Source organism: Iodobacter ciconiae (genome assembly GCF_003952345.1).
GTDB classification, from domain to species: Bacteria; Pseudomonadota; Gammaproteobacteria; order Burkholderiales; family Chitinibacteraceae; genus Iodobacter; species Iodobacter ciconiae.
The window spans coordinates 342542-365825 of sequence record NZ_CP034433.1 but is presented as its reverse complement, the minus strand read 5'-3'; the positions used below and the strand labels follow the sequence as shown (position 1 = coordinate 365825).

General features: G+C 47.9%; 21 protein-coding genes and 1 pseudogene. 11 read left to right on the top strand and 11 right to left on the bottom strand.

Annotated elements, in window-relative coordinates; translation table 11 throughout:
- Positions 1–45: 45 nt before the first annotated feature.
- The 5 genes from EJO50_RS01575 (at position 46) to EJO50_RS01555 (ending at position 4556) form a co-directional block, all read left to right on the top strand.
- Complete coding sequence (locus tag EJO50_RS01575) at positions 46–252, top strand: heavy-metal-associated domain-containing protein (RefSeq protein WP_125971265.1); 207 nt, start codon at positions 46–48, stop codon at positions 250–252.
- Entirely contained in the window at positions 239–559 is a 321-nt protein-coding gene (locus EJO50_RS01570) for a metal-sensitive transcriptional regulator (RefSeq protein ID WP_125971264.1), read from the top strand. The genes EJO50_RS01575 and EJO50_RS01570 overlap by 14 nt, the downstream gene beginning before the upstream one ends.
- Positions 560–1094: 535 nt before the next feature.
- The gene (gene sstT, locus EJO50_RS01565) at positions 1095–2336 is read left to right on the top strand and encodes a serine/threonine transporter SstT (protein ID WP_125971263.1); all 1242 of its coding nucleotides are present in this window, start codon (positions 1095–1097) and stop codon (positions 2334–2336) included.
- 235 nt (positions 2337–2571) lie between these two features.
- Positions 2572–4113: an MFS transporter gene (locus tag EJO50_RS01560; protein ID WP_233702136.1), complete on the top strand. Its 1542-nt coding sequence runs from the start codon at positions 2572–2574 to the stop codon at positions 4111–4113.
- The gene (locus tag EJO50_RS01555) at positions 4110–4556 is read left to right on the top strand and encodes a MarR family winged helix-turn-helix transcriptional regulator (RefSeq protein WP_125971261.1); all 447 of its coding nucleotides are present in this window, start codon (positions 4110–4112) and stop codon (positions 4554–4556) included. Before EJO50_RS01560 ends, EJO50_RS01555 begins: the two co-directional genes overlap by 4 nt.
- Positions 4557–5012: 456 nt before the next feature.
- Here the strand turns inward: EJO50_RS01555 and EJO50_RS01550 are convergent, their stop codons facing one another.
- A complete protein-coding gene (locus tag EJO50_RS01550; RefSeq protein WP_125971260.1) occupies positions 5013–6140 on the bottom strand; it encodes a MalY/PatB family protein in 1128 nt (375 codons plus the stop codon).
- A gap of 421 nt (positions 6141–6561) precedes the next feature.
- Here EJO50_RS01550 and EJO50_RS01545 point away from each other — a divergent pair, with 421 nt between their 5' ends.
- From EJO50_RS01545 to EJO50_RS01535, 3 genes are all read left to right on the top strand, one after another.
- Positions 6562–7338, top strand: a complete 777-nt coding sequence (locus EJO50_RS01545; protein ID WP_125971259.1) for a transporter substrate-binding domain-containing protein — start codon at positions 6562–6564, stop codon at positions 7336–7338.
- 83 nt (positions 7339–7421) lie between these two features.
- Positions 7422–8090, top strand: coding sequence for an amino acid ABC transporter permease (locus tag EJO50_RS01540; RefSeq protein WP_125971258.1), 669 nt, complete (start codon positions 7422–7424; stop codon positions 8088–8090).
- 250 nt (positions 8091–8340) lie between these two features.
- Complete coding sequence (locus EJO50_RS01535) at positions 8341–8526, top strand: hypothetical protein (protein ID WP_125971257.1); 186 nt, start codon at positions 8341–8343, stop codon at positions 8524–8526.
- 219 nt (positions 8527–8745) lie between these two features.
- On the opposite strand, the pseudogene EJO50_RS01530 reads toward EJO50_RS01535, so the two are convergent.
- From EJO50_RS01530 to EJO50_RS17085, 5 genes and pseudogenes are all read right to left on the bottom strand, one after another.
- A pseudogene (locus tag EJO50_RS01530) lies at positions 8746–9111 on the bottom strand (integrase core domain-containing protein); the annotation flags it as partial.
- A 29-nt stretch (positions 9112–9140) separates the two neighbouring features.
- Positions 9141–9434: a hypothetical protein gene (locus EJO50_RS01525; RefSeq protein ID WP_125971256.1), complete on the bottom strand. Its 294-nt coding sequence runs from the start codon at positions 9432–9434 to the stop codon at positions 9141–9143.
- 182 nt (positions 9435–9616) lie between these two features.
- Complete coding sequence (locus tag EJO50_RS01520; protein ID WP_125971255.1) at positions 9617–10624, bottom strand: T6SS immunity protein Tli4 family protein; 1008 nt, start codon at positions 10622–10624, stop codon at positions 9617–9619.
- On the bottom strand, positions 10621–12327 hold the full coding sequence (locus EJO50_RS01515) for a PGAP1-like alpha/beta domain-containing protein (protein WP_125971254.1): 1707 nt from the start codon (positions 12325–12327) through the stop codon (positions 10621–10623). Before EJO50_RS01515 ends, EJO50_RS01520 begins: the two co-directional genes overlap by 4 nt.
- A gap of 113 nt (positions 12328–12440) precedes the next feature.
- Complete coding sequence (locus EJO50_RS17085) at positions 12441–12581, bottom strand: hypothetical protein (protein WP_164521399.1); 141 nt, start codon at positions 12579–12581, stop codon at positions 12441–12443.
- 524 nt (positions 12582–13105) lie between these two features.
- On the opposite strand from EJO50_RS17085, the gene EJO50_RS17225 reads away from it, so the two are divergent.
- Together EJO50_RS17225 and EJO50_RS01505 are read left to right on the top strand one after the other, a co-directional pair.
- Positions 13106–13201: a type II toxin-antitoxin system RelE/ParE family toxin gene (locus tag EJO50_RS17225; RefSeq protein WP_233702134.1), complete on the top strand. Its 96-nt coding sequence runs from the start codon at positions 13106–13108 to the stop codon at positions 13199–13201.
- Complete coding sequence (locus EJO50_RS01505) at positions 13198–13482, top strand: helix-turn-helix domain-containing protein (RefSeq protein ID WP_125971253.1); 285 nt, start codon at positions 13198–13200, stop codon at positions 13480–13482. The genes EJO50_RS17225 and EJO50_RS01505 overlap by 4 nt, the downstream gene beginning before the upstream one ends.
- 371 nt (positions 13483–13853) lie before the next feature.
- Here EJO50_RS01505 and EJO50_RS01500 read toward each other — a convergent pair whose 3' ends face one another.
- The 5 genes from EJO50_RS01500 to glgB all read right to left on the bottom strand — a co-directional run bounded on the left by EJO50_RS01500 (position 13854) and on the right by glgB (position 22319).
- The gene (locus EJO50_RS01500) at positions 13854–14579 is read right to left on the bottom strand and encodes a 1-acylglycerol-3-phosphate O-acyltransferase (RefSeq protein WP_125971252.1); all 726 of its coding nucleotides are present in this window, start codon (positions 14577–14579) and stop codon (positions 13854–13856) included.
- Between the two features lie 203 nt (positions 14580–14782).
- The gene (locus EJO50_RS01495) at positions 14783–15445 is read right to left on the bottom strand and encodes a YiaD family glycine zipper/OmpA-like lipoprotein (protein ID WP_125971251.1); all 663 of its coding nucleotides are present in this window, start codon (positions 15443–15445) and stop codon (positions 14783–14785) included.
- 423 nt (positions 15446–15868) lie between these two features.
- Complete coding sequence (locus EJO50_RS01490) at positions 15869–17494, bottom strand: alpha-D-glucose phosphate-specific phosphoglucomutase (RefSeq protein ID WP_125971250.1); 1626 nt, start codon at positions 17492–17494, stop codon at positions 15869–15871.
- Between the two features lie 463 nt (positions 17495–17957).
- Positions 17958–19985 (bottom strand): glycogen debranching protein GlgX, encoded by a 2028-nt coding sequence (gene glgX / locus EJO50_RS01485; protein ID WP_233702133.1) that lies wholly within the window; start codon positions 19983–19985, stop codon positions 17958–17960.
- Positions 19986–20147: 162 nt separating this feature from the next.
- Positions 20148–22319 (bottom strand): 1,4-alpha-glucan branching protein GlgB, encoded by a 2172-nt coding sequence (gene glgB, locus EJO50_RS01480; RefSeq protein ID WP_125971249.1) that lies wholly within the window; start codon positions 22317–22319, stop codon positions 20148–20150.
- Between the two features lie 193 nt (positions 22320–22512).
- Between glgB and cysE the strand changes: the two genes are divergently transcribed.
- Positions 22513–23262, top strand: coding sequence for a serine O-acetyltransferase (gene cysE / locus EJO50_RS01475; protein ID WP_125971248.1), 750 nt, complete (start codon positions 22513–22515; stop codon positions 23260–23262).
- Positions 23263–23284: the final 22 nt, after the last annotated feature.

The window sequence follows — 23284 nt, the reverse complement described above, 5'->3', positions numbered from 1 at the left end:
TCTATAAAACTGATGTTTTTGATATATTTTGAAAGGAATAAGAAAATGGAACACAGCACACTTAAAATTGAAGGCATGACTTGTATGGGTTGTGTGCGCACTTTAACCAGCGTCTTAAGCGCCCTGCCTGGCGTGAGCCATGTGACCATTGATTTGGAAAGTGGCATCGCTAAAGTAGATCACAACGCAACCCTTACCTCGCCTGATGCCTTGAGTCACGCGATTGAAGGAGCTGGCTTTGAGCTTATCTAATTGCAGCACCCCGGATGAAGGGCCAAAAGTGGTTCAGCCGGGAAAAAAAAAGCTACTCTCCCGGCTCAATCGCATCGAAGGCCAGGTGCGTGGTGTAATTAAAATGGTCGATGAAGACAGGTACTGCGTGGATGTGCTGACGCAAATCTCGGCAATTAAATCGGCAATGGATTCGGTCGCCATGCAGCTACTGGAAAACCATGCTCATGGCTGCGTGGCAAAAGCGATTAAAGACGGCAAAGGAGACGCGGCAATTGATGAGCTGATGATAGTGGTCAAAAAACTAAGCGGCAAAACGCTGGGGTAGCTTATCCAAATCCTGTAGATACAAAAAACATAAAACAAATAAAAAGTAAAAACCGGGCCGTCAATTTACCTAAAAAAGACCAGCGTAAAGTCTGCTTTGCATTTGGATCAAGGCTGTTAATCCTGCCCCATGGCCAGCAACAAATTGATTGGCTCACTCCTGCCCTTTTTCCTTAATCAAGGTAGGCATGACCATCTGCTCTTTAGCCTGCTGCTCAATCATTTCATTTACAGATATGATTTTTACTGATAAAGCTGAATGAATGCTTATTTCATTCTTATAAAAATCTGACCTTCTTGTACTTAATTATGAAAAATAGCCCAAAAACATTTTTCATAATTAATTTGGTAATATAACCACAAAAAAACAAGCTCTGCTAAGGCAATCCCCAGTAGCCACCCCAACCATTCCACATTACCCTCGCCGACTGGCCCAATTTCCCTCTATACCCGCCTCAGGACAATCATCGGCAATATATGTCATGAAAATAAATCCTGCACATTTGGCGTGAAAATAAAACAGTAAAGGAAACACGATGCAGCAGACACAAAATCCGCTACTCAGGCTATTAAATCGCAGCAGCCTTGTTAGCCAGATTATGATTGGCTTAATTGCCGGTATCGCACTTGCTTTATTTTTTCCTGCAGCGGCTCAATCTGTCGGGCTCCTGGGTAATTTATTTGTCAGCGCCCTAAAAGCCGTTGCACCGATATTGGTTTTTGTTTTGGTGGCAGCTTCGATAGCCAACCATAAGCCCAGCCAGAAGTCGAATATGCGACCAATTCTGGTGCTTTATATATTCGGAACCTTTGCAGCGGCAGTTGTGGCCGTAGTGGCCAGCTTTCTGTTTCCATCCACGCTGATTCTGGTCAAACACGTCAGCGACATCACCCCGCCTAGCGGTATTGTGGAAGTGCTGCGCAGCCTTTTGCTCAGCGTAGTTGATAACCCCGTAAAAGCACTGATGAATGCCAACTTTATCGGTATTCTGGCCTGGGCGATTGCCCTGGGTGTAGCAATGCGCCATGCCAATGAAACCACTAAAGCTGTTGTTAGCGATTTATCCGGCGGCGTATCGGTGATTGTAGGTGTGGTGATTCGCTTCGCTCCGCTGGGTATTTTTGGTCTGGTAGCCTCAACCGTTGCTACAACCGGTATTGAAGCTTTACTTACCTATGCCCATCTTTTGTTGGTACTGATTGGCTGTATGCTGTTTGTTGCATTGGTGATGAACCCTGCAATTGTGTTCTGGAAGCTTCGCCGCAACCCTTATCCGCTCGTATTTACCTGCCTGCGTGAAAGCGGCGTTACCGCCTTCTTTACCCGCAGCTCTGCCGCAAATATCCCTGTAAATATGGCTCTGTGTAAAAAACTAGGTTTGCACGAAGACGATTATTCGGTATCCATTCCGCTAGGCGCAACCATCAATATGGCGGGTGCAGCCATTACCATTTCGGTGCTGACACTAGCTGCGGTTCAAACACTGGGGATTCAGGTTGATTTACCTACAGCACTGCTTCTAAGCGTGGTTTCTGCCATCTGTGCATGTGGTGCATCTGGCGTGGCAGGCGGCTCTTTGCTCCTGATTCCGATGGCGTGCAGCTTATTTGGTATCTCCAATGATCTGGCCATGCAGGTCGTTGCTGTGGGCTTTATTATTGGCGTATTGCAAGACTCTGCCGAAACTGCACTGAATTCATCCACTGACGTGCTATTTACCGCTGCAGCCTGCCAGGCCGCAGAACATAAAGCACAGCTGGCTTTTACTAGCCGCTAGATATTTGATCATTCAAGCCCAAAAAGCGCAGCCTGGCCTGCGCTTTTTTGCGGGCAATAGCAAACTCGCCGACCTTATCTACCTTCTCCCCTAGCCTTTACACGCCTGGCTAAGCCCACCCCATTGCCCCTTTATAAGCCCCAGTAGTAAATAACCAGCACCAGAAAAAAACCTTCCCTTGACAAGGCATTGGCTGCGATAATTAATTGATTAGTCAATTATTGATATGTCTACTATGTTAATTCAACACTCGGAACGCACCTTTCGCCAATCCTTACTTGCCATGCTGGGCATCTGCTTTGTAATTATGATGGTGGCGCTCGATCAGACTGTTGTGGCTACAGCCTTACCAACCATTGTGGCCGAATTACATGGTTTCGAGCTTTATGCCTGGGTTTCAACCGCCTACTTACTGGCATCGGTGGTCACGATTCCCATCTTTGGTCGTCTAGGTGATTACTATGGGCGCAAGCCTTTTGTAGTAGTCGCCATCGTAACCTTTACGCTGGCCTCCGTACTGTGCGCCATGGCCAGTAACATGCTGCTGCTGGTTTTGGCTCGTGCTCTACAGGGTATAGGTGGAGGGATGCTGGTAGGTACCGCTTTTGCATGTATCCCTGATTTATTCCCTGATAGCAAAACGCGCCTGCAATGGCAGGTAATGCTGAGCGCCGCATATGGAATAGCCAACGCCATCGGCCCCAGCATTGGCGGGCTGCTCACCCACTATGTAAGCTGGCGGGCTGTATTTTTTGTAAATATCCCTGTTGGCTTGATGAGTGTATTTTTTGTAAGCCGTTTTTTGCCACGCTTAAAACCCAAACACACCACACAAATCCGTCTGGACTGGCTGGGTGCCCTGCTCATTACGCTATTTTTAGGCTGCCTGCAATTATCGGTTGAATGGTTGCCCAAGCAGGGGCTAAGCGGGCCGGTCATCTACGTATTACTCACATGCCTGGCTGCAGGCTTTTTAGCATGGAAGCAGCAAGCCAATAATGAGCACGCCATACTGCCCTTTGCTCTTTTCAAAGACCCCACCCTTGCTGCGCTGTTCAGACTATCGCTTCTGATGGGCTTTGCCATGTTCGCACTTTTATCTTACGCCCCGCTTTTATTGCAAGGAGGCTTTCATTTATCCGCCAGCCGGGCTGGGATGCTCATTACCCCGCTGGTCGTATGCATTACCTTTGCCAGCATTATCAATGGACGAATTGTGCCGCATTTACCAAAGCCGGAAGTCATGCTCTACCTGGGCTTTGGCCTGCTGCTGATTTGCGTGACAGGCATAATGAATATCAGCCCGCAAACTGCGCATTCCTTGATTATCTGCCTGATGATGTCCGGAGGACTAGGGCTGGGATTTATCATGCCCAACCTTACCATTTTTGTACAGGAAACTTGCCCGCGCAAAGACCTGGGAATCAGCACTGCACTGCTGCAATCGCTGCGTATGATCGGGGGAATGCTCAGCACGGCACTGGTTGGATCCATCTTAAACTGGCGCTATGAGCACGATATTAATCAGCAGTTTGCCAAGCCTGTAGCCAGCCTGCTCAATGATCCGCAGGTATTGGTAAATGTTAAAGGCCAGCACGCTGCCGTCTTGCAAATGAATGCCTTGGGAGAAGAGGGTTTACTACTGATCGAACAGGCCCGCGCCATACTCAGCAGCGCCATTCAGAGTAGCCAATGGCTGGGCATTGCCGCCACGCTCTTTGCCTTCTGGTGCCTGCGCAGTCTGCCTCAAATCCGATTTAAGCCACAGGGTGCATGATGACACCACACGAAGCCGAACAACTCAAAGTATTACAGCAGCTGGGCCGCAGCTATCGCAGCATGCTAGGTGCATTTGAATTATCCGTAGGCCAGGGGCTCACCCGCTGGCGCATTTTGAATCAGCTTTATAAAGAGACCCAATGCTCACAAAAAACGCTGATTCAGCAACTAAAAATGGACCCCGGCTCACTCACCCGCTTACTGAAAGCCATGGAAAAAGAAGGCTTAATCCAGCGCAGTAACGATCCGCAAGACAACCGCCTCAGCAACGTCACCCTCACCCCGAAGGGCCACGCCGAAGTACACCAGGCCCTGCCCAAACGCAGTGCATTTTTAGGTGTAATTCTGGAAGAATTTAGCAATGAAGAACTACAGGCCTTTCAGGGCATGCTCAATAAATTAGAGCGGGGATGTGAGAAGGCGGGGCTAAGGGGGTTGTAGCAAATGCACATCAGCTGAAGATCCCATCTTATCCAATAAAGCCCAAGTATTGAACCACGGAGGACATCAAGAACACGGAGTTTCACGGAGAAAAATGTTTTAAATTAAAAACTTTAAAAACTTTAAAACTCAGCAATTTAAATGCACATCACCACTCGTAGCATGGGGCTAAAGAGTTCCCTTTAAGCACACCGAAACGAGGAACAAGCGGCGGGGTTTCTTTGATGCCTGTTTGAGCAAAGCGAGTTCCGCAGCCGCCGCTGTCCGCAGTGAGAGGCCTTCGTGCCAGTGGGGTTGCGGCTTTGGCTCTTTTCTTAATCGTCAAGAAAAGCCCCCCTGCACTGGCTACCACTCCAAAATCAACGTACTGAAGGTACTAAAAAGATCTTTTTGACTTCAGCTTGCATAGAAGGCCACACCAAGTTCAGCTTTATCCTCCCCACACGGAGTCACCCTCTAGCGCAGCGACTCAATCCGTTTTAAAGCCGCTTTCAGCGTCACACTCGGGCAACCGAAGTTGAGGCGTACAAAGCCGGGCAAGCCAAAGTCACGGCCATCTGACAGGCCCACACCCAGCGCTTCAAAATACGGCAGCGGATTGATCGGGTCCAGCGTTCTGGCATCAATCCACGCCAGATAAGTTGCCTCAGGCAGAGTGATTTTCAAGCGCTCAGAGCCAGCAAACCAAGTTTGCAAAATATCCCGATTCGCCCGCAAAGTGACAATCAGCTCAGCATGCCAGATACCGTCATCACGGTAAGCGGCCTCAGCTGCGGTAAAGGCCAGTAAATTGACTGACGGAACAATGCCTGCCATTTCTTTTTGAAAACGGGCACGCAGGGCCGGATCAGGAATGACAGCCAGCGAGCAACCCAGGCCTGCGATATTCCATGCTTTGGATGGCGCAAGCAAAGTAATAGTTTGCGCGGCAAAACTGGCATCAAGCGCTGCCAGGGGTTGATGTTTCAAGCCTTCTGCCAGCAGCAAATCGCAATGAATATCGTCCGAGCAAACAATTAACTGATGGCGGCGGGCAATGCTAATCAGCCGGGTCAGCTCTTCCATATCCCACGCACGGCCTACCGGGTTATGCGGATGGCACAGCAGCAAGAGTTTGGTTTTAGGCGTGATCGCCGCTTCAAGGGCAGTAAAATCCCATTCCCATGTATTATTTTTTTGTAGTAAAGGCACAGTCAGCAGGTTGCGGTTAGATAAACCCGGTGCGCGTAAAAAAGGGGGGTAGATTGGCGTGGCAGTTAATACTTCATCGCCCGCCTCGCCCACCGCGCGGCAAGCCAGATTTAAGCCTTGCACCAACCCCGGCAGCCAGACAATCCAGCTGGCATCGATCTGCCAGCCATAATGCTGAGCGGCGTAAGTCTGTACTGCCTCTACCAGGCTGTCCGGCGCATCGGTATAGCCAAACACGCCATGCGCCACTCGCTCTTGCAAAGCCAGGATAATGGAATCAGGGCTGGCAAAATCCATATCAGCCACCCACATCGGCAGAACATCTTGCCCCGCGTATTTATTCCATTTCTGACTGGATGTCGCGCTGCGATCGATGGGGGTCTGAAAATCCATGACAAAATCCTTTTGCAAAATAGTAAGCAAAGGATAACGGTTTAAGAAGATGCTTGATAGCTACAGATCAGCCCAAATAATAATGCACAGCTGCCTGCACAAACAATGCGTGCTCCGGATAAGTAAATAATAAAGACTCACAGGAAGGCGAACCAAATGAGGGCTAAAACCATAATCCAGTATGGCCCTAGCACCACAGGCCCCATGATCACGCCAAAATAACTCATTTAATATGAATTTTTAAATTAATAAATCCCACCACCTTGCATAAATAGCCATCATTACGTGGCTAAAATCTACGACACTTCGCCTTCGGCAACATGGTCTCGCTAATGACAATCAAAAAAAACTGTTCAGCCTCGCGCAATCATGCGATTATTGCATTTGAAAGCAATATTTTAGATCAAAAAGGAATATAAATATGCACAAATTCTTACTTGCAGCCAGCCTCTTGGGCTTTACCTTGCATGCCACAGCAGCAGATTTACTTGATACCGTAAAACAGCGCGGCACATTGAAAATCGCGGTAGAAGGCACTTACCCGCCATTTAATTACAAAGAAAACAATCAATTAACCGGGTTTGAAGTAGAACTGGCAAAAGCATTAGCCCAGAAATTAGGTGTAAAAGCCGAATTCAGTACCAGCGAATGGAGTGCAATGCTGGCGGGATTGCAAGCAGGCAAGTTTGATATTGTGATCAATCAGGTTGGCATTACAGATAAGCGCAAAGAGACTTTTGACTTCTCCGAGCCTTACACCATCTCCAGCCCGCAGCTCATTGTGCGTAGCAATGAAACACGCAATTTTAAAAGCCTTAACGATTTAAAAGGCAAAAAGCTGGGCCTGGGCCAGGGAACCAATTATGCAGATATCGCTAAAACAGTAGGCGGAATTGACGTTAAAACTTACCCCGGATCACAGGAATATTTACAAGACCTGGCTTTGGGCCGGATTGATGCCGCGCTAAATGACAGCCTGCTGATTCCATTTATTGTAAAGAAAACTAAACTGCCCCTAAAGGCAGGCGCTCCTTTGGGAGAGCTTGAAAAATCAGGTATTCCTTTTGCAAAGGGTAATCCTAAATTTAAGGCCTCACTCAATAAAGCCTTGGCGGATTTGCAAGCAGATGGTAGTTTCACAAAAATCTCGAAAAAATGGTTTGATCGGGATGTGAGCAAACCACCCGTTGCACAGTAAAAGATTACGCGGCTTCAAAGCCGCCTGATTAGCAGCACCCATGCCCCCAGCCATAACGGGGGCTTTTATTTTTGGAGCCATGAATGGATTTATCCGGTTTATTTCAGCTACTTAAAGATGCTTTTCCGATCTTGCTGCAGGGCGCTGGCTATACGCTGTTTTTAGCCCTTGCATCGATGCTTGGCGGGTTATTAATCGCCGCACTGGTGGTCGTTATCCGGCTGCGCAAAATACCAGTACTGTCGCAAATCAGTGCTGTATATGTAAGCTGCATCCGTGGCACACCACTTTTGGTGCAGCTTTTTGTAATTTACTTTGGCCTGCCCAGTATCGGGCTTCAATTTGAGCCACTCACCGCAGGCGTATTGGCACTTAGCCTAAATGTAGGCGCGTATTTATCTGAAACGCTACGCGGTGCGATCAATGGGATTACCCAGGGCCAGTGGGATGCGGGTAAAAGCCTGGGCCTGACAAATAGCCAGACACTGCGTTATGTAGTTGCACCACAAGCCTTACGTCTGGCGGTACCCAGCCTTTCCAACAGCCTGATTAGTTTAATTAAAGATACCTCATTAGTCTCTGTGATCTCTGTCAGTGAGCTAATGCTGGCAAGTAAGGAAGTGATTGCAACCACTTTCCAGCCATTTCCGCTTTATCTGGCTGCAGCCGCTATTTACTGGGCGCTCAGTGCCTCGTTTGAAAGCGTACAAAGAAAACTGGAAGAAAGACTTAACAGGATGTATATCAGATAAAATCAAAAAACTGCCCCAACCCCAAAGCCTGCCGATGAGTGCCCAGCCTTAGCTGCGCCCTCATCCTGCACGCACAGTGCATCTGGATTAACCACTTTCCGGCACTTATTAATATAAAAGAGAGCGGCCAGAAGCTTCAGCCGCAGCCACACACAAAAGCCACAAAACACAAGCGGATTTCACGTTAAAAGCAGCATAAAACAAAGCCTTCACTTACTATCAAACCAGCCTGTGCCTCCATGAGTAAATCATGCTGCAATTACCAGAATTGATTGAGCAGGAAGAAATCACCCTGCAAGCGGGTGATACCATCCATTTGCAGCAGCATGGTGAAGTCAAAAATACAAATGTCAGTTTTCCTCTCTACAGCATCAGTATGGGCAGTCAGGAACCCGATCCCCCGTACTTGTTTTTTTTGGGGGTGTACATGGCTTAGAGCGTATCGGCAGCCAGATAATACTGGCTTTTTTACGCTCTTTGCTCGTCAGACAACGCTGGGACAGCAGCTTGCTTTAGCGTGGTGTCGATGATTTTGGCGAGATATTCGGCGTGAGCGGTAACGGGGTAGCTCCATACGGGTAGTGCATCGTTGTAAGCTGTAGAAGTTCAGACCTGATCTGACAGTCCCCATTTTGATTGGTGCCGGATTGTCAGATCAGTTTAGATTGTCGACCTTCTCCTTCCAGAGCGATTTGCCTTCTAACAACATCTGCAGCGGTGTCCTGCCGCAGCACATTTTCCCTTCATGCGTACGTTGGTGGTTGTAGTAGTCCGGCCATGCGTCCAGATCCGTTTGCAGCTCATCCAGTGACTGATACAGCTTACGCCTGAAGGTCACTTGGTAAAACTCTTGCAGAATCGTTTTATGGACGCGCTCGCAAATGCAGCTCGTTTGTGGATGCCGCACTTTAGTTTTGGTGTGCTCAATTTCATTGATCGCCAAATACAGCTGGTAATCATGTGTTTCGGCTTTACCGCAATACTCCGTGCCACGGTCGGTCAGAATGCGCAGCATCCCCATTTCTTGTTCTGAATAGAGAGATCGCGCCATTACTTAACTTGCTCCGGGAATAAACCCTTGGCACGACAATATTCACTCAGCTCTATTTCTGACATGGCAATCGTTTCAATGACCATGGCAAAGCGGGTTTGAGCAGACCAGTATTCAGGACCCCGATGATGTTCGGGCACGGGGCGGCCCTCCTGGCGAAGTTGATTTCTCCAATTGTACAACGTGGCTTCGGAGAGGTTTTCTTGCAGTGCCAACTGCCGGATGCTGACCGGGTAAGGAGCAAGCATTTTGCTTAAAATGGCATCTTTACGAGCCTTGGGAATACGCGACATGATAAGTAACCAGCCCCCTAAATAAGTTGGAATCCCTGAAAAGGGAGTATCTCAACTATCCTGACACAGGGGGCAAGAGTAGAAAATTCAGGTTTAGATTTACGCTTCCGGCCTACTACCAATCACAAGCGCCTCACTTTATTTCGATAAAATAGAGTGCCAAATAACATCAGTAACTAATATTAGTTTATTGGACGAATGCGAATTGTTTTAACAATTGCTTCGTACAGAGCTATTGCCTCTTGGTTACTTAAAGTAGATGGAAAGTGCTGCCCTGCTCCAGCCTCTCCAGTATTCACCTCTAAGTGAATGCTCGGTAATAGTGGATTGCCAACTTCACCTAAAGTCTCCCAAACAAAGGCATGAATCACTCCTGTTTCATCATCAGAAGGCGCTATGTTTAGTGATTCCTCCCCTTTTAAAGAGTTCACTTCACGAGGGCCTTTCTTAACTGTTTTTATTTTGTTTAAAAACTGTTTTCTTATACCTGATTCATCTATTCTCTCTAACAATGTTTTATATTGTTTGAAGTAAACATCGCTAGAAATACGTATTTTAACGTAGGGGTGATTTTTTAAAACAAAATATAAACTCGCTGCTTCTACTTGTGGTGTTTTCCCATCATTAGCCACAAAGCCATTTTCAAAACAAAAACCGGGTTCTTTAGGGATTTCATTTTGGGGGCGGTAGCGGACTTGGCTTAAAAATAATTTATATTGAGATATAATTTCGTTAATGCGAATATCATCGTACCCTTTCCCCGATGTGTAAAAATAGCGACCTGCTCCTGGTTTGTTGGAGGGCATTATTTTAAATGTGTCAATTCCATATGCTATGTCGCCATATAAATTTGCTTTGGATATCAATATTCTTTGATCTTCATTACCGTCAAATTCTGAGCTTGAGTATTTAAATCCTCCTTTCCATGTTTCATTTTTTAATAACTCTGTTTTTTCAGTAATTGCTTTTTTGAAAGCCTCTCTTCCTGTGCCTAATTCAATTATTGTTGCATAATATTTATTTCCAAAATTTTTCAACTCTACCTCTGCTGGCATGTTCACCAAATAACGCCCAAAACAGTAGGTTTTTGTTTTCTCAAACATGGTTTGCTCCGCTGCATAAGTATTTGCTATTAATGCAAATAAGCTAGTAATAACGATGGTGGCTTTTTGTAATGATCGTTTTTTCATGGTGTGGCAGGCTCCGCAAGCTGAACCAACTTGGCGATACTGTATATTGTAGATTGCATTGCAAATCGATTTTTATAACTATTCTGATGATCAAAGCCTTTCATCTTGAAAACCATTTGCGGAGCAGGAATTAATTTTTCCAGAGCCGCGCCTGAGACTAAAGGCACTGTGCCGTCGCCGCCCTGGTCTCTCTCATTTCTTAATTTAAAATGCAGGGTGTTTTCAGCATCAAGGGCTACATCTGCTTTACCTGTGGTATTGCGCCATTGGTCTTTTGCCACAAATAGAGCAGATTCGTTTTCAGTCGAGATTTTGTTTTTAGTATCCCAACTGACGCTGCCAAAGGTTAGAAATTTATTATTATCAATACCATAGTAACCATAAGTTTTTTCATGAGCCGAAAGTTCTAAATTTGCGTGAAATTGTTCTGCCATATTTAATGCCACTTTATAAGCTTTTAGTGGTGGCATTACAGATTTAATAGTATTTGCCGGGTCAATTAATGACGGATCAACCATCCCCCACCAGCAATCGTCCGTGGTTTTGCTATAGATTTCTTCATAGGGATCTGATTCGGGCAGCTGCTTTATGATTCTTTCTTCGCCGCCAGTTTTTTGAATTATTTTCAACCAGCCTTTCGGGTAAGCAGTATTTGGCAATAGCTCTAATGGGCCGGGGGCGCAAGACAGGGCGGGGGTGACGTCTGCAGCACTCCAGCCAATAATTGCAGCGGCGGCAGCGCCTGCAATATCAAAAAAACCATCTACTTCAGTACCCGCCCTAAAACGCCGGTAAACCACGGGCGCACCGCCAACGGGCTGCACGCCGTGCACAATACCCAAAATTTTGCTGGGATCTTGCTGCGCAGCACTACGGGCAACAAAGCCGCCCATTGAATGGGTCAGCAATATGACTTTGCTGCACTCGAAGTACTGGCTGTCATTATAAAATTTAATAACTTCATTAATACGCTTGAGCAAATGCTCGCCAGATACCTTATTGCTTTGCAGCCAGTTATAGCCACATGCCCATACGGGGTAGTAATAATCGTCTAATTTATCTACTTCTGCAGGGCTAAGTGCAGGAGGGGTTTCACCCCATGCAGCAGCGGCTTTGGCAGCGGCTTTTTTATAATCCGGTTTGTCTGTAGAGGAGCTATCGGCTGCGCCAAGCTGGGTTAAAAGGCCAATTTCTTCCAGCAAATGATTACCATCTTCTTTGCTGCGGCCCGGCTTGCTATATTGCTCGTTCAGGCTGATTTCTAATTGCTGTAGTGTTTCATGATAGCTATCTGCGTGTAGCGCCCCCCAGCCCCGTTTTTTAGCTTCTTTTTCGGTGAGCATAAAAAAATTGCCGGGGATACTACAGGGCCCATCCGGATTCACTTCTGTATTGTTTGGATCAAATTGAACTTGCCTTTGTTCCGGTTTTTGAACGCTACGTTTTAAAGCTTGACCCAGCCCTGACAATGCGCTGTTTGGAGGGGCCCATGCATCCTTTTTTTCTTCTGCCATTCGTATATTTGTCCCCATAATCCCCGGCACAAAAATAATAGGAATAACAGTATGCGGGGGGCGAATGACCAGCGCACTAAGCTTAAAATCCTCAGGGCTTTTTACGGAACTAAACATCGGCTCGCCCTTATCATCAAACTGTAAGGGCAAACGGCGTACCGCTTTAGAATCAACAGCTTGATTTGTCATTATTTTTTCCGTGTGAGTTTAGGGTTGATTGACTCAATCGCTTTACCTGCCAGGTGGCTGGTAGCCCCTTTGGCATCCATGCTGCCACTTTCTAACAAAATATCATCCTGTATTTAGTGCTTTACCTCAGCAATAGCTTTACCAGAGCGACTAACGATTAAAAAGTCCTCATCTGTTTTACTTTCGTTCTTTGGAATCTTAGAGCTGCCATTACCGGAGCCTTCCATATTGTGCTGGCTAGCTTTTATGAGCATGCCTGATGCCTGACAATCGAAAATATTACACGAAGCCCTATCACCGCTTTTTTTTAATTCAACTCATTTACTTGTATTTTGCTAATCAATTACCCCCGCAATGTAAGCATTATGGTATATCTGCTTACATAAACTTAAATATTTTGTATAAAACTCAAAACCGTAAGAGTGCCCCTAATCCGCAATAAGCCCATTGAGCTTAACCACCTCTACCAGGTCATCATACCCTTATAGAATGATCGTTCTATAAATTCCATATTTATAATGCAGCCTTAGATAGCCAGATAGAACAGATACCTTGCCAAGCTATATATGTACTTATATAACCACCAAATAAAAACACTCCGCTTTGTTGGTAGCAGTCTGGATGACTTGCGCAGCTTTCCACTAGAGGCCCGGCGGGGCGTTGGTTTGGAATTGGATGCGGTGCAACGTGGACAGATGCCCTCCGACTTTAAGCCCATGCTTAACGTTGGTGGTGTGTCTATGAGATTCGTATCCACGAGCAAGGTGAGTGGCGTGTTTTGTATGTTGCTAAGCTAGCCGATGCAATTTATGTATTGCATGCCTTTCAAAAAAAGACTCAGAAAACCCGCAGCTACCAGGAGATTACATCATGAACGAACAGATCATTGAATCCAGCGGCAATGTCTTTGCCGATCTAGGCGTTAGCCCGGAAGAATCCACTTTATTAGGCCTGCGTAGTGGCTTAATGAATGAACTACGCCAGACTTTGCAAGAAAAAAACTGGACGCAGCAACAAGCTGCCGCCGCGCTCGGGGTAAGCCAAGCGCGTATTTCTGACTTAATGCGTGGCAAATGGGAAAAATTTAGCTTGGATATGCTGGTGACTCTGGCTAGTCATGCAGGCCGTAAAATTAGTTTAATGACTCACGCTTAACCCCCAGCAGCACATCTTCCACCAGCCCATCATGCCGGATGCGGCAATCATGATAAATGGCAGCCCATTCGGTCATGGTTTGCAGCACAAAACCACCCGAAGCATTAGAGCAATGGATTCAATTTCACCAACAATATCCAGTTTCCAGTATTAGTATGTTGCGCCAATTGGCCGCAGCTATCAGTTATCGCGCATACAAACCAGAGATTCCCCTTTTACTCTGATCCTGAGCAAAGGATAAGCTGGTCAACCCGGCCTGCTCGCAAATGCTGGCACAACAATGGCAAGTGCCCTGCTTTGTTCACACACAGGCAGGGCATAATTTACCGCTGGACAATGGCAATTGGGAATTAAAACAGATAGAGCAATATTTAACGACCTTGCACTAATTGCTCATCCATCTCCCGAATACACGCTTGCATTTGATTACGGCACTGCTCAATCAGCGCGGGCAAATCATCCTGCGTTAAGCCCTTAGTCGGAATAGGGGCCAGCGATTTCATCAATATATCCGTACCATTCCAATGATTAAGCCGCATATGATTACTATAAGTACTGACGCAAACCGGCAAAATAGGCACACCGGCATTAATTGCCATTTGAAAAGCACCTTTTTTAAATGGTAATAAACCACGGCCTTTATTACGTGTTCCCTCAACAAAAACCCAAATTGACGTATCTTTATGCTGCAGGGTATCAGTTGTCGCCAGCATGGCTTTTTTAGCCCGCTGCGAATTACCGCGATCAATCAGTACATTGCCTGCCAGCCAGAATAGCTGGCCAAAAAAAGGAATCCATTTCAAGCTTTTTTTACCAATGGTCACCGTGCGTGCTGGCACAACGCCACCAAAAACAAAGAGATCATAATTGGACTGATGATTGGCGATAATCACGCAGGAGCGCTCATGCTCCAGTAAATTTTTTATCTCGGCATTGACTTTAAAACCAAGAATACGCATGGCAGGCAGCGAATAGAGGCGGCCACACAGGCGGCTATTATCCGGATTAAACGGGCGGCGTAGTCCAATCAGGATGCCTATCATGCCAGCTAAAATAAAATGTGCCGACATCAAAAGCATACGAAGCGAATAAAGCATAAAAGCGCCCACGGTAAGAGAGGGCAGCAGTGTACGGTTCTATGGACTAATTCACAATCAAAGTTGCTAAAAGGTAAGCGCTGATCTGATCAAACAGCAGATGAAAATAGCCAAGCCCAAAAGGGCACAGCATTTCACAGAAAAATAATCATTCTCAGTGAAATGCTGCCCTTTTGTAATTACACCTGGCTAAAACTTAAACCCTATGCGGAAACCGGCACAATACGTAACTCGACCCGGCGATTCAAGCTGCGGCCCACTTCGGTATCATTACTGGCTCGCGGCTCGGCCTTGCCCATTCCGGAAGCGTCCAGACGAATAGGATTTACATTACGGCTCACAAAATAATCAGATACAGCCTGGGCACGGCGCTCGGAAATACTTTGATTAATCGCAACGCTACCGGTGCCATCGGTGTGACCCACAACCGAAATACTGGTTTTGCCATACTGATTCACAATTTTGGCAATCTTATCCAGCGTCGGGGTATAGCCCGGTTTAAGTACTGAGGAATTCGTATCAAAGCCGGTATTGGATGTCATGCTTACCAATAGGGATTGATCAGCCATTTTTTCTACTGTGATATCGCCTCGCTGAATCTCTGCCGCTAATTGCTGCTGAAAATCTTTCGCCTGCTTATCCATATAGTAACCAATACCACCGCCAGCCAAACCACCACCTACAGCACCAATCAATGCGCCTTTGCCACGGTTATTATGATTAATGGCCGCGCCTGCCACAGCACCACCCACCACGCCAATCAAAGCGCCCAGCTCGGTTTTATTTAAATCGCGCTTTTCCCCCAGATCATTGGTGGCGCATGCTGAAAGCGTTAACACAAGAATAAGAGGAAGGGTAATACGCATGCCAACTCCTTTTCAATATTAGAAATATGCAAATTCAATATTGAATTAAATGAATAAAGCCAGATTGTAAACGGCTTAGGCTTAAAAGCACTCAAAAGGATTTGGGTATATTACCCACCAAATATACATATAAATGCATATATTTTGGAAAACTAAAATCTGAGCACCCAAATCCCATTCAAAAAACCAATGTCATACAGTAAAAAGGCGCTTAAACAAGAAACACCTCACCGTAAACTGTGGCACATATACAGCTCGCCCTGACTAAATAATAAAGTGCTGATTTACCACAACCGGGGCAACAAATATAAATCAGCAGGCCAAAGATGCGCCGATAAAAAATAAGCATCCCCAGCATGTTTATCAAAAATCATAACGAATACAAATCCTCTAGCAGTGTAGAAATCATTTAAACAGAGGCCCTTAAGTCACAACTGTAGGCTGAAGCCTGCCGGTAAAGGATTTAATTTGTGCAAGCTCACGTGCAACCACAATTAAATCAGCTAAAGCAGCCTGCGTTTCTACCCCGTGCTGAGCCACATCCGGCTGATATTTTTCCAGATACACGCGTAAGGTGGCTCCCGCTGTGCCGGTTCCGGACAAGCGATAAATAATCCGCTCACCACCCGCAAAAATAACCCGCACGCCCTGCCCGACGCTATGCGAGCCATCGACCGGATCATCGTAAGCAAAATCATCAGCAAGCTGCACTACTTGCCCGCCCAGGCTCTGCCCTGCCAGCTCAGGCAGGCTGGCTCTGAGTGCCGTCATCAGGTTTTCTGCCGCTTCGCTATCAATATTTTCAAAATCGTGGCGGGAATAAATATGGCGGCCAAAACGCGCCCAGTGTGCGGTGATGATTTCTTCTACCGATTGGCCCGTAGCAGCCAGCAGATTCAGCCAGAACAACACCGCCCACACGCCATCTTTTTCCCGCACATGATCCGAGCCTGTGCCATAACTTTCTTCACCGCAAAGCGTTACCTTGCCCGCATCCAGTAGATTGCCAAAAAATTTCCAGCCCGTTGGCGTTTCATAGCAGGCAATGCCCAGCTCTTTGGCCACGGCATCCACCGCTGCGGACGTTGGCATTGATCTGGCCACACCAGCCAAGCCTTTGCGATAGCCCGGCACCAGTGTGGCATTCGCTGCCAGCACAGCCAGACTATCTGATGGCGTCACCACAAACCGACGGCCCAGCACCATATTGCGGTCTGCATCACCATCGCTGGCGGCACCAAAATCGGGGGCATTGGCCGCCGACATCGCGGCGATCAGCTCCGTTGCATGGGCGGGATTGGGGTCTGGATGATAGCCGCCAAAGTCTTCCAGCGGCACACCATTCACCACAGTGCCACGCGGCGCGCCAAGCAGCCCTTCGATAATATCCACCGCATAGGGGCCAGCAACCGCTGACATAGCATCAAATTGCATACGGTTGCCCGCAGCAAACCAGGCACGGATCGCGTCAAAATCAAATAAATCCTGCATCAATACAGCGTAATCGGCCACCGGATCGATGATCTCAACCGCCATACCCGCCACGCTAAAACTGCCACATACATCCAAATCTAAATCAGCCGCGTCACTGATCTGATATTGGCTGATGCGAGTGGTGTGCTGATAAATGGCTTCGGTGATTTTTTCAGCGGCCGGCCCGCCGTTATCACTATTGTATTTAATGCCAAAATCGCCATCCGGCCCACCCGGATTATGCGAAGCCGAAAGGATAATTCCACCTGTAGCGGCGTATTTACGAATCACGCTACTGGCCGCTGGCGTGGATAAAATCCCACCCCGCCCGACAATCACCTGAGCAACGCCATTGGCCGCCGCCATTTTCAAAATAATCTGCACCGCTACCCGATTATAAAAACGACCATCGCCCCCCAGCACCAGCGTGCCGCCCTTCAGCGCAGGTACTGCATCAAAAATGGCTTGAACAAAGTTTTCTAAATAATGCGGCTGCTGAAATACGGTAACCCTTTTGCGCAAACCCGAAGTACCAGGGCGCTGGCCAGCGACAGGCTGTGTATTGACGACTTTCAAACGGTGTTCCTTATTTAAATAAATGGGTGATTTGGCGGGAAAACCCAAATCTTGAACCACGGAGAACACGGAGTTTCACGGAGAAAAACAATAGAGCGATTAATACCCACGAGCTAACTAAACTTGGTTTTACATTTGCAAACCACGAAAAAAACAATGACCACGCTCTTCGCACGGGGCTTTTACCCCCCCTGAAAACACGCCGAGCGAAGAACAAGCGGGGTGGGGCCGTCGTCAATTCGTGTTTGAGCGAAGCGAGTTGACACAACGCCACTGTCCGCAGCGAGGGGATGTCGTGTTTTAGGGGCGGCCTTCTTTCGCTTCCTTTCTTGGCCGCGCAAGAAAGGAAGGTCCAGCGGGACGCCCGCACCTAAATCAAGGTGCCGAAGGCACTATTTTTTGACCTTCCTTCAGCCAGCAGATGTAAACCATGAAGCGTTTCATACCTACAAACAACTTACTTTCAACTACTCTCCAAAATCGTCACACTCCTCGCTGCCACACGGCAATCATGAGGGTTGATTTCTGACTCGGCATCCCCGGTGCTGGCCAGCCGCATCCTCCACATCCCGGCTGGCAGCCTGAAATGCACCTGATGCGCCGAGGCATTAATCATGATCAATAGACGCCCGCCCAGCTGAATCATCATCGCCCTGCCACCCGCATCCTGCCAGTCATGCGAATGCAGCGGCGCGCCGGAAGGATTCAGCCACTCCACATCTGCCCTGCCCCATTCATCAATAATGCCCGTCCACCAGCGGCCAGACATCAGCACAGCACAGGATTTACGAATGGCGATTAGCTCGGCCACGTATTCAGCCAGGCCTGGCTCGGCCTGCTCCCAAGCCAGCCAGTTAATTTCATTATCCTGACAATAGGCATTATTATTGCCCTGCTGCGTGTGCCCCAGCTCGTCCCCCGCCAGAAACATCGGCGTTCCCTGAGAGAGCAAAACGGTCGCCAGCATAGCTTTCATCGAACGTAATCGCAAGATGTTCACGCCCGTATCTTTGCTTGGGCCTTCTTCACCACAATTCCAGCTTAAATTATGATTATGCCCATCACGGTTATGCTCTTTATTAGCCAGATTATGTTTATGGTTATACGAAACCATATCACGCAGATTAAACCCATCATGGACACAAATAAAATTTACGACCGATACGGGCCGTCGCCCCTGCCGATGAAAAGAATCGCTCGATGCAGCAAAGCGCTGGGCAAATAATGCGCGATGCACGCCATCGTGCAGCCAGAATTTACGCATCACATCACGAAACTGATCTGACCATTCTACCCAGCCATTTGGAAAATGCCCGAGCTGATAGCCCCCGTGGCCAATATCCCAAGGCTCGGCAATCAATTTCACACTGGATAAAAGCGGATCTTGCTGAATTGCAATAAAAAATGGTGCTTGCGGGCTGAAATGATGATCGACCCGGCCCAGTATCGGTGCCAAATCAAATCTGAATCCATCTACATGGCACTGGCTCACCCAATAGCGCAGGCTGTCCATCACCATTTGTAAAACACGCGGGTGGCTTAAATTAAGCGCATTTCCGCAGCCGGTCCAGTTTTCATATTGATCAAGCTGACCCTGCCTTAATACATAGTAATTGACGTTATCAATGCCCCGCCACGATAAAGTCGGCCCCATATCGCTTGATTCTGCCGTGTGGTTAAACACCACATCCAGCAATACCTCAACACCAATACCATGCAGGGCTTTTACCATATCGCGAAACTCGGATAAAGGCGTAGTGCCTTCCCGCCCAGACCAGTAATGTGTTTCCGGTGCAAAAAATCCCAGGCTGTTATATCCCCAGTAATTGCTTAAACCCTGCTCTAACAAATGGGATTCATCAATAAAAAAATGAACCGGGAGTAATTCAATGGCCGTAATCCCTAGCTTTTTTAAATGTGCCAATACAGCAGGATACGCCAGCCCTGCATAGCTGCCACGAATTTCTTCTGGCACATCAGGATGCAGCATCGTCATACCACGCACATGAGCTTCGTAAATTACGGTTTCCACCCAGGGCGTGCGAGGTGCTTTTTCATCTCCCCAGTCGTAAGGCTCGGCAATCACTTTCGCCTTCAAGGCAATCGCGGCATTATCAATAGGGTCGGGCAGGCTGGTTTGATCTGCCTGATAAGCAAAGCTGCGAGGGTCATTATTAAACTCGCCCACAATGGCACGGGCATAAGGATCAAGCAGCACTTTGTTCGGATTAAAGCGGTGACCTTGCAAAGGCTCGTAAGGCCCGTGAACACGATAGCCATAAACCAGCCCGGCAGGTGCATCAGACAAATAACCATGCCAGATACCATTAGAGCATTCGGTTAACTCAAAGCGCGCAGCTTCATTGATGCCTGAAGCATCAAACAAACAAAGCTCAATCCGTGTGGCATGCTCAGAAAACAAGGCAAAGTTAACACCATCACCATCAAAGGTTGCACCCAGCGGATACGGCGTTCCTTCTTCCAGCTTCATAGCGTATTCCTATTTTAAAAAACCTAAGATCTGTAGACACGGAGAACACAGAGAAAAGACAAAATCTTGCACTGCATGAAATCAGCCGGTTTGATTGGCTATTTCTCAGTGTTCTCTGTGTGCTCACTACTCGTTCTGCGTCTACAGATTTTTTAGCTTTATTCACCCAAGCCACTTCAAATAGAGCGTTGCTAAAGGTGGAATTGTAATAGTTAAGGATTGCGGGTATTGCTGGCTGGCAATGTTTTCGCTCTGGCACTCGCCATTTCCCATATTGCCCCCCTGGTAATACATCGAATCGGTATTGATGATTTCAATGTAGCGCCCCGCCCTAGGCACACCAACCCGGTATTCATAACGTACTTCGGGGGTAAAGTTACTGATAACCAGCACAAAGTCATCAATATCTTCGGCATGGCGGCTAAAGGCAAAAATTGAATTCAACGCGTCATCAGCAATAATCCAATTAAAGCCACGAGGTTCGAAATCAATTTGATATAGGGCGGGCTGGCTTTGATAAACCTGATTTAAGTCCCGCACCAAGGCCTGCACACCACGATGCCATGCTGACTCAAGCAAGTGCCAATCCAGACTATGCTGATGCGACCACTCCCGCAGCTGCGCCCATTCCGAGCCCATAAATAAAAGTTTTTTACCCGGATGTGCCCACATAAAAGCGTAATAAGCACGTAAATTGGCAAATTGCTGCCAGATATCTCCCGGCATACGGCTTAATATCGAGCCTTTGCCGTGCACCACTTCATCATGCGATAGCGGCAGTACAAAGCGCTCATCAAAGGCATACATCAGGCTAAAGCTCATTTTATCGTGATGATGCTGGCGATAAATAGGATCCAGCTGCATATAGCCCAGGCTGTCGTGCATCCAGCCCATATTCCATTTGTAATTAAAGCCCAGCCCACCCCGGTTGACTGCCTGCGTTACACCGGAAAAAGACGTTGATTCCTCGGCAAAGGTCACGGCATAAGGGCATTCACTGGCGAGAATTTCGCTCATTTCGCGTAAAAAAGTAATCGCCTCCAGGTTTTCCCGCCCGCCCAGCTCATTAGGAATCCATTCCCCGGCCCGCCGTGAATAATCGCGGTATAACATTGACGCCACGGCATCGACCCGCAAACCATCTACCCCAAAACGCTCTATCCAATACAGCGCATTACCGATTAAATAGTTTTTAACTTCATTGCGCCCATAGTTATAAATCAGCGTTTTCCAGTCATGATGAAACCCCTCCCGCGGATCGCTGTGTTCAAACAAAGGCGAGCCATCAAATTGCGCCAAACCAAAACTATCGCTGGGAAAATGCCCCGGCACCCAATCCAGTAAAACGCCCAGGCCCATTTCGTGGGCGGCCAGCACAAAGGACTTAAAATCCCCCGCACTGCCAAGCCTTGCCGTTGGCGCATACAAACCCAGAGGCTGATAGCCCCATGAGCCATCAAAAGGAAATTCGCTGACGGGCAGCAGCTCCAAATGCGTAAAGCCCAGCTCTTTAACATAAGGGAGCAAAGACTCAGCCAGCTCATGCCACACAAGGCTGCGATGACTGTCTTCCGGCACCCGCCGCCAAGATGGCAAATGAACTTCATAAATACTGATGGGCACGTCACCCTGGTTCGCCACACGCCTGCCTGCAAACTCAGGCTCTTTGGGGGGGCACCCCGCCACCTTAGAAGCCGTTCCGGGACGCAGCTCTGCGGCAAAAGCATAAGGATCGGCTTTTAACTGACGCTCGCCTGCCTGAGTCAAAATTTCAAATTTGTAGCATGCACCAAGCTCCACTTCGGGGATAAAAATCTCCCATACACCGCATTCCAGCCGCAGGCGCATACCATGTCTGCGACCATCCCAGAAATTAAAATCCCCCACTACCGCTACTCTTCGGGCATTTGGTGCCCATACGGCAAAAGCCACACCGCTTACACCATCAATTTGCAGCGGATGAGCGCCCAGTTGTTCAAAAGGACGATGATGCTTGCCTTCGCTCAATAGCCAAACATCCATCTCGCCCAGAATCGGCGCAAAGCGGTAAGGATCATCCTGCAATAGCTCTAGCTCCCCCCACTGCACAGCCAGGCGATAGCTAAATGTTTTTTTGCGACGGGAAATAGTGCCAGCGAACAAGCCTCGCTCATCAATCAGCTTTAACGAGGCAAGGCGGCGGCCTGTGGCTGTATCGATCACGGCACAAGCACTAGCCTCTGGCAAAAAAGCCCGCACGCAAAGCGTACTGCCATCCAGATGCATGCCGAGCATAGCAAAAGGATCGCCATGGCAGCCGCTGCAGATTGCTTCTATATCATAGAGCCCACTCATAAATGCCTGCGTAAGAAGTTTATGTTCTATGCACCGCGGATGAAATCCTGTTCTTGCTGAAGCTCATCCTGATTAAATCCCACAACATCGCTTTCATAATAGTCATTGCACTCAGCAATACCATGTAAGCGTTCCCCTTCATGCTCAAAGTCGAGTAAAATGTTCGACTTTAGCTCCCTGCTGTTACCCCACTATGCTGACTCGCCTGCGTGAAAATATCTCTGTGGTTTTCGACCGCGATCCTGCCGCCCGCAATATCTTGGAAGTGGTCTGCTGCTATCCGGGATTTCATGCGCTATCGCTGCACTTGGTCGCTAACGGTCTGTGGCGAAGAAACTGCAAGCTGCTTGCACGCATGGTGTCGCATTTTTCGCGCTTTATTACCGGTATTGAAATCCATCCCGGTGCGACCATAGGCCGCCGCGTATTTATCGATCACGGCATGGGTATTGTGATTGGCGAAACCGCAGAAATTGGCGACGACTGCACGCTGTATCACGGCGTAACGCTGGGCGGCACCTCCTGGAATAAAGGCAAACGCCACCCTACTTTAGAGCGTGGCGTGATTGTAGGCGCGGGCGCAAAAATTCTTGGCCCGATTACCGTACATGAGGGCGGCAAGGTCGGCTCGAATGCAGTATTAGTCAAAGACGTTCCTGCCAATGCCACCGCAGTTGGCATCCCGGCCAGAATCATCGAAGAAGTGGATAAATCCCGGGCGGCCAAAGCCGAGCAAATGGGGTTTTCGGCTTATGGTATATCTGCCGACATGAATGACCCCATCGTCAAAGCCATCCACGGCATGCTGGATCATTCTGTCACCACCGATAAGCGTATCGAAGCCATTTTGGCCAAGCTGGAGCAACTGGGCGTGAACTGTGAAGCCGAGCGCGCGCAAGGTGATCAGTTTGATCCGGGTTATCTCAATCGGATTGTGGATTAAGGGCTGGAGCCGGGGTGGAGAG